Origin of the sequence: Thermogemmatispora sp., assembly GCF_019683755.1 — a bacterium.
GTDB lineage: Bacteria > Chloroflexota > Ktedonobacteria > Ktedonobacterales > Ktedonobacteraceae > Thermogemmatispora.
Genome location: NZ_JADGHT010000214.1, coordinates 1 through 8,029, shown reverse-complemented (window position 1 = coordinate 8,029; position 8,029 = coordinate 1). Strand labels below are relative to the sequence as shown.

The 8,029-nt window shown below is 56.3% G+C and carries 7 protein-coding genes; 4 read left to right on the top strand and 3 right to left on the bottom strand.

The genetic code is table 11. From position 1 onward, the window contains the following. Window positions 1–613: hypothetical protein (locus IRZ24_RS13570; protein WP_297165142.1), on the bottom strand; the 613-nt coding region annotated here is incomplete at its 3' end. Between the two features lie 395 nt (window positions 614–1,008). Between IRZ24_RS13570 and IRZ24_RS13565 the strand changes: the two genes are divergently transcribed. From IRZ24_RS13565 to IRZ24_RS13550, 4 genes are all read left to right on the top strand, one after another. Beyond that, window positions 1,009–2,586, top strand: a complete 1,578-nt coding sequence (locus IRZ24_RS13565; protein ID WP_297165140.1) for a DUF1800 domain-containing protein — start codon at window positions 1,009–1,011, stop codon at window positions 2,584–2,586. A gap of 86 nt (window positions 2,587–2,672) precedes the next feature. Continuing rightward, on the top strand, window positions 2,673–3,935 hold the full coding sequence (locus IRZ24_RS13560; protein WP_297165138.1) for a DUF1501 domain-containing protein: 1,263 nt from the start codon (window positions 2,673–2,675) through the stop codon (window positions 3,933–3,935). A gap of 224 nt (window positions 3,936–4,159) precedes the next feature. Next, window positions 4,160–4,708, top strand: coding sequence for a hypothetical protein (locus IRZ24_RS13555; RefSeq protein WP_297165136.1), 549 nt, complete (start codon window positions 4,160–4,162; stop codon window positions 4,706–4,708). Beyond that, complete coding sequence (locus tag IRZ24_RS13550) at window positions 4,708–5,262, top strand: hypothetical protein (protein ID WP_297165134.1); 555 nt, start codon at window positions 4,708–4,710, stop codon at window positions 5,260–5,262. Before IRZ24_RS13555 ends, IRZ24_RS13550 begins: the two co-directional genes overlap by 1 nt. 339 nt (window positions 5,263–5,601) lie before the next feature. Here the strand turns inward: IRZ24_RS13550 and mctP are convergent, their stop codons facing one another. Both mctP and IRZ24_RS13540 read right to left on the bottom strand, forming a co-directional pair. Further along, window positions 5,602–7,188: a monocarboxylate uptake permease MctP gene (mctP, locus tag IRZ24_RS13545; protein WP_297165132.1), complete on the bottom strand. Its 1,587-nt coding sequence runs from the start codon at window positions 7,186–7,188 to the stop codon at window positions 5,602–5,604. 105 nt (window positions 7,189–7,293) lie between these two features. Continuing rightward, entirely contained in the window at window positions 7,294–7,488 is a 195-nt protein-coding gene (locus IRZ24_RS13540) for a DUF3311 domain-containing protein (RefSeq protein WP_112428711.1), read from the bottom strand. Between the last annotated feature and the right edge of the window lie 541 nt (window positions 7,489–8,029).

Sequence of the window (8,029 nt, the reverse complement as noted above, 5' to 3'; positions counted from 1 at the left end):
GGTTATTAGATCCGGCCAGAGGGAGGGCCAGCCACTGTAGAAAGCAGGTGATAGCGGCCCAGGTAGGCCCATAGGCTGAAGGCTGATCGATCCAATAAAGATAAGGATAGGCTGCATCATAGTGGATCTGGGTGGGCAATGTGGTTAGAGGATTCAGATGGTAGATAACGCCCATGCGCGCGTAAATCAAATAAGAGAAAAGGTCTGGTGAGGTCACAACGGGGATCAGAGCATAGAGCAGGCCAAAGGCTGCGGTTGAGAGGATGACATAACGACGAGAGATAACAGCAGGCAACGTGACCAGGGCATAAAGATAGAGAAGGAAGAGAGTGGTGAGAACAGCTAGAAATAGGACGATCTCAAGCCAGGCCAGCGGGGCTGGTGGAATCGTCGGATTAGTCGGGACTGGCTGGAGCGGAATAATACTCCAAGTAGGAAAGAGGGCCTGAGTCGGCAAAAGCGGCCAAGTGCCGGCCCGCGAGAGCAGCACATCGCTGAACCAGAGACCACTAAGAGGGAGCACGGCATCCAGCAGTACGATGCCCAGAATCATCCCCCCAAAAACAGCAAACGGGAGAAGCCTCCGACGCCTGTGGGGCATCTCTTGTTGCATCAAGTTTTCTTCCTTGAACTCTTGTTGATCGGTAATATCTCCTTCCGCCTTTATCTGCTCAAGCGGCAATTCTACATTTCTCATCCCTATGCTTACTATCCATCTATCACAGCTGATGCTGGTATGGCGCGAGTGGGTGGCAGCCTGCCTGCATGAAGGAAGGCCCTACTTGCGGGGCCTTCCTAGACAGTGAGAGGCATAGCTTCCAACTTTCTTGAACGATCGATAGGCTGGCGTGGTGACGAGCCTGACCAGATTCCTCCCTGGGGTGGGGTCATCTTCAATAAACGTGTAACACTTCTTGAGGACATCTTGAGCTTTCTCTGCTAGCATGACAGACATCACTTGGAAAGGCCTGTTTTTTCTAGAGAGTATCCACGGGAGCGACCTGGCTTATGGACAAAGCAGCAAGCTCAAGCTCTGAGGGACCAACCTGGCCCCGTCTGGAGGAGCAAGAGACGCCACCGTCGGGGACCCCTCCAAGCCCGCCCTCACGGCCTGAGTACCTGGCGCGGCGGCGTCGCCTGGGATTGGCTGGCCTCGGCCTGGGTGCGGCTGGTCTGCTAGCTGGTGGCCTCACTGTAGAACAGCTCTGGCAGCGTAGCCATACACCCACCCCCCTGGCTGAGCAGCAACTGATCGGCCATCTCTTACGGCGTGCCGGCTTTGGGGCGGGGCCTGACGAACTCGCCTTCTATCGTAACCTTGGCTTCACCGCTGCAGTTGATCACCTGCTCAATTACCAGCATAGCTCCGATGACGAGCTGGAACAGCGTCTAGAAGCTCTCCACCTCAATCTTGATCGGCCCCAAGACCAGCAGCGCTGGTGGTTGCTACGCATGGCCTGGACGCAGCGCCCACTGCTCGAAAAAATGACGCTCTTCTGGCATGGTGTACTCACCAGCAGCTTCCGCAAGGTTGGCGGTCCACGCTTCTACCGACGGATGATTATCCAAAACCAATTTCTACGTGAACATGCCTTCGATACCTTTGACAATATCCTCCTGGGGATCACCAGTGACCCGGCCATGCTCTTCTACCTTGATCTCACCAAGAGCACACGCAATGCGCCCAATGAAAACTATGCTCGCGAGCTGATGGAACTCTTTACCATTGGGCTGGGTCACTACACTCAGCAGGATGTGACCGAAGGGGCAGCGGCCCTGAGCGGCTGGCATGTACGCGGCTTTGCTTCCTATTATGACCCCGCCAGTCATAACGACCGCCTCAAGCATTTTCTGGGACATAGCGGCAACCTGGATTATCGCGATGTCATCGCGATCCTGGCTGAGCATCCCGCCACTCCCTGGTTTTTGGCGCGCAAGCTCTTCAGCTTTTTTGTCTACGAGAACCCAAGTACAGAGGACCTTCAGCCGCTGGTTGATGCTTATCAGCAAAGCAAGCACAATATAGGGGCGGTTATGCGTGCCCTCCTGCTCTCGCCGCAGTTCGTCTCAGCCAAGGCCTACCGCAGCCGTCTCAAATCACCGGTTGAATTTGCTGTTGGCGCCTATCGCGCCTTGGGTATCCAGGACGATGCAGCGCTCCTGCCCCAGTTCACCACGCTCATGGGGCAGACCGTCTTTGACCCTCCGAACGTTGCCGGCTGGCCTGGCGATAAGGTCAGTGCTTTCTGGCTCAATAGTGGCACATGGCTCACGCGCCTCAACTATGTTGATCTCCTTCTGAGGCGCGGCCTGGGGCGCGGTTCTGCACGTCCACTGGATCTACAAGCCATCATTGAGAAGCAGCGGCTTGCCTCGCCCGAAGCCTTCGTCGACTACTTTGCCGCCTTCCTACTCGATGGTGAGCTTGCCAGCGACCGACGGACTCAACTCGTCAGCTATCTCACGTCACCGGCGACTGGGGCGCAAGAGAGCGTGGCCTTTGCCAATGGCAAAGCCTACCCACTCAGCCGTGTGCGGGGCACTCTCTACCTGCTCCTTGCCTCGCCCGAGTATCAACTGAACTAGCAATGATGGAAGGAAGCAGGCGATCTTGCAAATCCTTACTTGGTAGCCTCCTGGGGGCCTACCCGAATGAAGCGGGAGGAAAAGCTATGATCCTATCTCGTCGCGCACTCATTAAAGATGGGATGCTTGCCGTGAGCGCCGGCATGATCATGCCAACGGTCTTTAGCCGAGCCCTGCTCTCGGCGCGCGCCCAAGCCAGGGAAGGAGTGCGACTGGCTCAGGCGGCCAGCGAACGCACCCTGATTGTCGTCCAGTTGGCCGGTGGCAACGATGGGCTAAATACTGTCATCCCTTATACAGACAGCCACTACTACCAGATGCGCCCAGCGCTAGCCATCAAAGAGACGCAAGTCCTGCCGCTTGATCAGCGGCTGGGCTTGCATCCGGAGATGACCGGCTTTAAAAAGCTCTGGGAAGCAGGGCACCTGGCAGTCGTTGAAGGGGTAGGCTATCCTAACCAAAGCCTCTCACACTTCCAGGCAATGGATATCTGGCAAACCCTTGATCTCAGCGGCAATGGGCGGGAGGGCTGGCTTGGCAAGCTTGTCGCTGGCCTCGTTGACCAAGAGGGCCATCCCTTTAAGGCGCTTGACATTGGAGGCCAGACCGCTCTTGCTCTCTCATCGCTCAATGCCCAGGTTCCGACACTGGCCAGCCTAAGCGAGTATCGCATCAGCGCTGACCCACAAGATCGCGACGGCGGTGCCTCGCGCCTGGAGGCGCTTCTCAAGCTCTACAATTCCTACCCACGGAGCGCGCCCTATGCCGCGCTCCTGGAGACAACAGCGCTCGCTGCCCAAGAGGGGGCACGCCGCCTGCATCAAGTAGCCAATGCCTACAGACCTGCCGTGGCCTATCCCCAAGGTCCATTTGCCGAGGGGCTTAAAATTCTGGCAGAAGTCATTGTGAATGATCTTGGTTTGCGAGTCGGCTATATCACCCTGGGGGGCTTCGATACCCACGCTAATCAGCAAGAGACCCATGCCCAGCTCGTCAAAACCCTCTCCGACGGCCTCTATGCCTTCTATACAGACCTTGCACTCCACGGCAAAGCTGACCAGGTTGTGATCATGACCTGGTCCGAGTTTGGGCGGCGTGTCGAAGAAAACGGGAGTCTGGGTACTGATCACGGAACGGCGGCGCCAATGTTCATCGTTGGAAACGCGGTCAATCGTGGCATCTTTGGCGAGCCACCATCACTTACCAACCTGGATGACAACGGCAACCTCAAATACACCGTTGACTTTCGCTCTGTTTATGCTACAGTGCTCGAGCGCTGGATGGGAGCCTCTGCACAAGATGTACTGGGTAGCTCCTTCGATACACAAGATTTCCTTCCATCATCTTGAGCAGATCCCACTGCTCACCTGCTGCCGGCCCACGTACTGAGAGACAGAGGTCGCAGAAGTCGAGCTACTTACTCCTGACCGTCTACAAGCACTGGTAGACGGTCAGGAGCCCCGTGCTCGTGGCGAAGCACACCCTCCAGAGCCGTCTGAGACGTCCTCTCGGATCTTTGCTATAATATGAACCGGTTGATCTAACTCTCGCAGTCAGGAGTACCATCGTCAAGATGTCTGATGATTTCAAGGAAGAGGGGTATCCACAGCGGCGTGAGCTGTGGATGACACTGGGCATAGTGGTGCTTGTGATGCTCATTGTCCTGGTTGGTCTCATGGCCTATAGCCACTTGCCGCGGGCTGGAGGCAATAGTAACGATGCGCTAACGGCCCTCACCCCCACACCGGCGCAGAGTAACCCAATAGCATCCATCGAATTGAACCGTTCCTTCTCTTATAGCGGAGTCAATCTGACGGTGACCCGTGTTGGCGAAGCGGGCAGCTACTCTGATGATCAAAAGCATCAGGGCAAATATGTTGTTCGGGTCTATCTGGAGGTTCAGAATCCCGGCGAGTCCCCAGTAGGGATCGACTATCAGGCCCTGGCGCGCCTGGTGCTTCCCGATGGCACCCAGATAGCTCCCCAACTGATTACCATTCCTCCTGTTGTCCTACCGGGCCAGAAGCAAACAGGCTATCTTGATTTCCCTGTCAACCAGCAGCTTGATCTCTCTACGCTGTCGCTGCATCTTGGCAAGAAAGCGCAGGTGCTCTTCTCCTGATGGATTCCCCAGACAAGTATGAAAATGAAGAAGAGCCGGGACAGGATCAAGAGGAGCGAGGGAGCGATGAGCTACTCGCCTCGGATGAACTGCGCCTACCAGAGGGGGCCAGCTTTCTTGTACGTCTGCACGCGGTCAGAGCCTGGCTGGCGCGCCGACGCGAAGAAGCGAAGTTAGCCGTTGGAGAGGCGGCGCTACAGCTCCAAGAGTTAACCCGGATGCAAGAAGAACTGCCGCGCCTGCGTCGCCGCGAGTTAGAACAGCAAGCGCGCTTGCTGCAACAAGCTCGCGCGGAGCTGGAGAACGCCAATGGCCGTCTCCAGGCCTACGATGAAGCAGCGACCCTGCTAGAAGAGACAGTTGACCACACTGCCGGTCAACGGGTTCTTATTGAGTATTACCTAGCTCTCAGCGAATTAATAGACCGTGAGACAGAAGCAGCAGGCTCAGCCGCCGAGAGAGAGCGAATCATCAATCGTTCCCCGCGGCTCCAGACCCTCCAAGAAGTGCTGCAGCGCCTCGAGAGGGTAAGCCTGCCTGCAGACGACGACTAAGTCCCTGCCAGCCAAGCTCAGCCAAGGCGCGCAAAAAGAAGCAGAGCCCACCTCCGGACTGGAGGGTAGGTAAACAACCGAGCAGACAATCACAGCAGCCAGGAGCGTTGGCCCTCTCTGAGGTAACCCGCAAATGATAAGACGCAGAGAGACGAGCATGCTGTCCCTGTAGGGACGCACCTCGTCTCTCTTTCCCGCCTCACTTCAGTCTGGGCTTCACAACTCGACTCCACCTACAGCCTGGCTGGAGTCAGCGTCTCCCTTGTTGGGGAAAGCCAGTCTCCTCTCATCAACCAGTCAGCAGAGCGCGCCTCGTAGAGCGAACAAGGTGCCTGGAACTCAGGCCAGCTCCTCCATGAGTGGCTCCTTGGGCAGAGCGGCTAGCCCTTCCTCTTCATAATCGGAAGGCTGCGTATTGTCCTTGCCCGAAGGGATGCCCAACGCGCGAAAGACCGGCGTCAGGATCAGCGTGAGCACCAGATTGACCAGCAGTGAGTAGACAGCGATATAGGCAGCGATCTTCACGTTACCGAGAGAGATGGTAAAGACCGAGGAGGCGAAATTATTCGCCACAGCCATCCAGGTGCCAGTAATCATGCCACCGGCCCAGCCGATAATCATCGCCCAGCGATGCATCCAGTTGGTATAGAGACCCAGGAAGACCGGCGGCAGTGTCTGAATGATCCAGACCCCACCCAGCAACTGGAAGTTAATAATATCGGTAGCAGGGACCAGCAAGATAAAGAGCAGAGCGCCGAACTTCACCACGAGCGAAACCACCTTCGCCACCGTCGACTCTTCGCGATCGGAGCAATTCGGACGGAAATACTCCTTGTAGATATTGCGCGTGAAGAGGTTCGCAGCGGCGATCGACATCACTGCTGCAGGAACCAGAGCGCCGATCGAGATGGCGGCGAAAGCAAAGCCGGCGAACCAGTCGGGGAAAGCCCAGCTCATCAGCGAAGGAACAGCGCCATTGGCCTTATAGCTCTGGAACGAGGGCTGACTCGTAACTCCAGTGCCAGCGGCAATAGCCATATAGCCCAACAGGGCCAACAAGCCCAACATCAGCGAATAGAGAGGCAGAAGCGCGGCATTGCGCTTCACCACCTGGCGACTGCTGCTACTAAGCACCCCCGTCATGGCGTGAGGATAGAGAAAGAGCGCCAGCGCTGAACCGAGAGCCAGAGTCGCGTAGGCCATCTGAGCCTGGGGGGTCGTCAGCAGGTCACGGAAATTCGTGCCCTGAGCAATAGCGTTCAGGTGCTTAGTGTGCGCTGCTGCGAAAATATGGTCGAAGCCGCCCAGCTTAATGGGGATCACGATGATCGCCGCGATCATGACCGTAAAGATCATCAGATCCTTGACCAAAGCGATCATCGCCGGTGCGCGCAAGCCGCTTGTATAGGTATAGGCGGCCAGAATAAGGAAAGCGATAATGAGAGCCGCCTCGACCGGGATGCCCATCTGAGCGATCGAGACCTCGATACCGAACATCTGAAGCGCGATATAGGGCATCGTGGCCAGAATGCCGGTAAAGGCCACCACCAGAGCAAGAGTGCTGCTTCCAAAGCGATCACGCACAAAGTCCGAGGCTGTGATATAGCCATGTTTCTTAGCAACACTCCAGAAGCGCGGCATCAGCAAATAGACCAGGGGATAGGCCACAATCGTATAAGGGACAGCAAAGAAGCCGGTGGCCCCGCTGTTAAACATCAAGCCTGGCACTGCAACGAAGGTGTAGGCTGTGTAGAGGTCACCACCGAGCAAGAACCAGGTAATCACCGTCCCGAAGCGCCGGCCCGCCAGCCCCCACTCATTGAGCAGGCTCAAATCACCACGACGCCAGCGAGCAGCGACAAAACCAAGTACAGTGACAAGGATGAAGAATACAATGAAGACGCTGAGAGCAACAACATTGACCATTGCAGTCTTTCCTTTCCCGGCAGGCATTGCATCACAGTGCAATGCGGCAATCCGTTGCACAGATGCTCGAACAACGCTGTTCTTCAAGCCGCCGGCTTCGCCGGCTTAGGCTTTCAGCCAGTAAACAATAGCTGTGACCAGCGCGCCGAGAATGGTCCAGAGCAACTGGTACCAGTAAAAGAACGGGATGCCTATGAACTCCGGCTGATAGGAGTTGTAGAGAAAGGGTAGCAGGGTGGCAATGAAGGGGATAATGAGCAGGAGAAGAGGCCAGCGTCTCTTCTCGGTACGGGTAACCATAGGCTGTCACTCCTTTGAAACAGATAATACGATCCCCGCTGCGCCTTGGGAGACGCTTAGAACCCTGGCACGGCCTGCGCGGTCTGGCGAAGTCGCCCTTTGCCCGATAGCAAAAGCCAGCGCGTGAGCATGAGACAGAGGGCCTGGCAGCCTCTACCTCATCAACTGGCTGGCTCGCTCAAGCAATTCATTCGCTTGCACCGACCTCCGCCGTGACCGCCCTTGTGTGCCCCCTTGCACGTGGCTGGCCCGACTAGGTTGAACCGGCGTGTCTCTCTCTCTGTACTGTTGCTGGACCCGGCAACCGACACGCACAGTGCTGACTGGTATGCTATAATCGTACGCAATAAAGGTCGAAAAGTCAACCCGCCCTTGAAACTAGTCATTCGGACAACCGTCCCTTGTGCTTCTCCCTTCACTTCCCTCCGCAAGGAAGCAGACTGGGATGATTGGAGTAGCATGGCTAATCTTCTCACAGCTAAGAAGTATAATAATATGAAGGAGCATTACTTGATCTTAGCCTGATATGTTAAGCTCTTCA

Coding starts and splice junctions, on each gene's coding strand:
- IRZ24_RS13565 (WP_297165140.1), top strand. CDS start 1,009: ATGGACAAAGCAGCAAGCTCAAGCTCTGAGGGACCAACCTGGCCCCGT.
- IRZ24_RS13550 (WP_297165134.1), top strand. CDS start 4,708: ATGGATTCCCCAGACAAGTATGAAAATGAAGAAGAGCCGGGACAGGAT.
- mctP (WP_297165132.1), bottom strand. CDS start 7,188: ATGGTCAATGTTGTTGCTCTCAGCGTCTTCATTGTATTCTTCATCCTT.
- IRZ24_RS13555 (WP_297165136.1), top strand. CDS start 4,160: ATGTCTGATGATTTCAAGGAAGAGGGGTATCCACAGCGGCGTGAGCTG.
- IRZ24_RS13540 (WP_112428711.1), bottom strand. CDS start 7,488: ATGGTTACCCGTACCGAGAAGAGACGCTGGCCTCTTCTCCTGCTCATT.
- IRZ24_RS13560 (WP_297165138.1), top strand. CDS start 2,673: ATGATCCTATCTCGTCGCGCACTCATTAAAGATGGGATGCTTGCCGTG.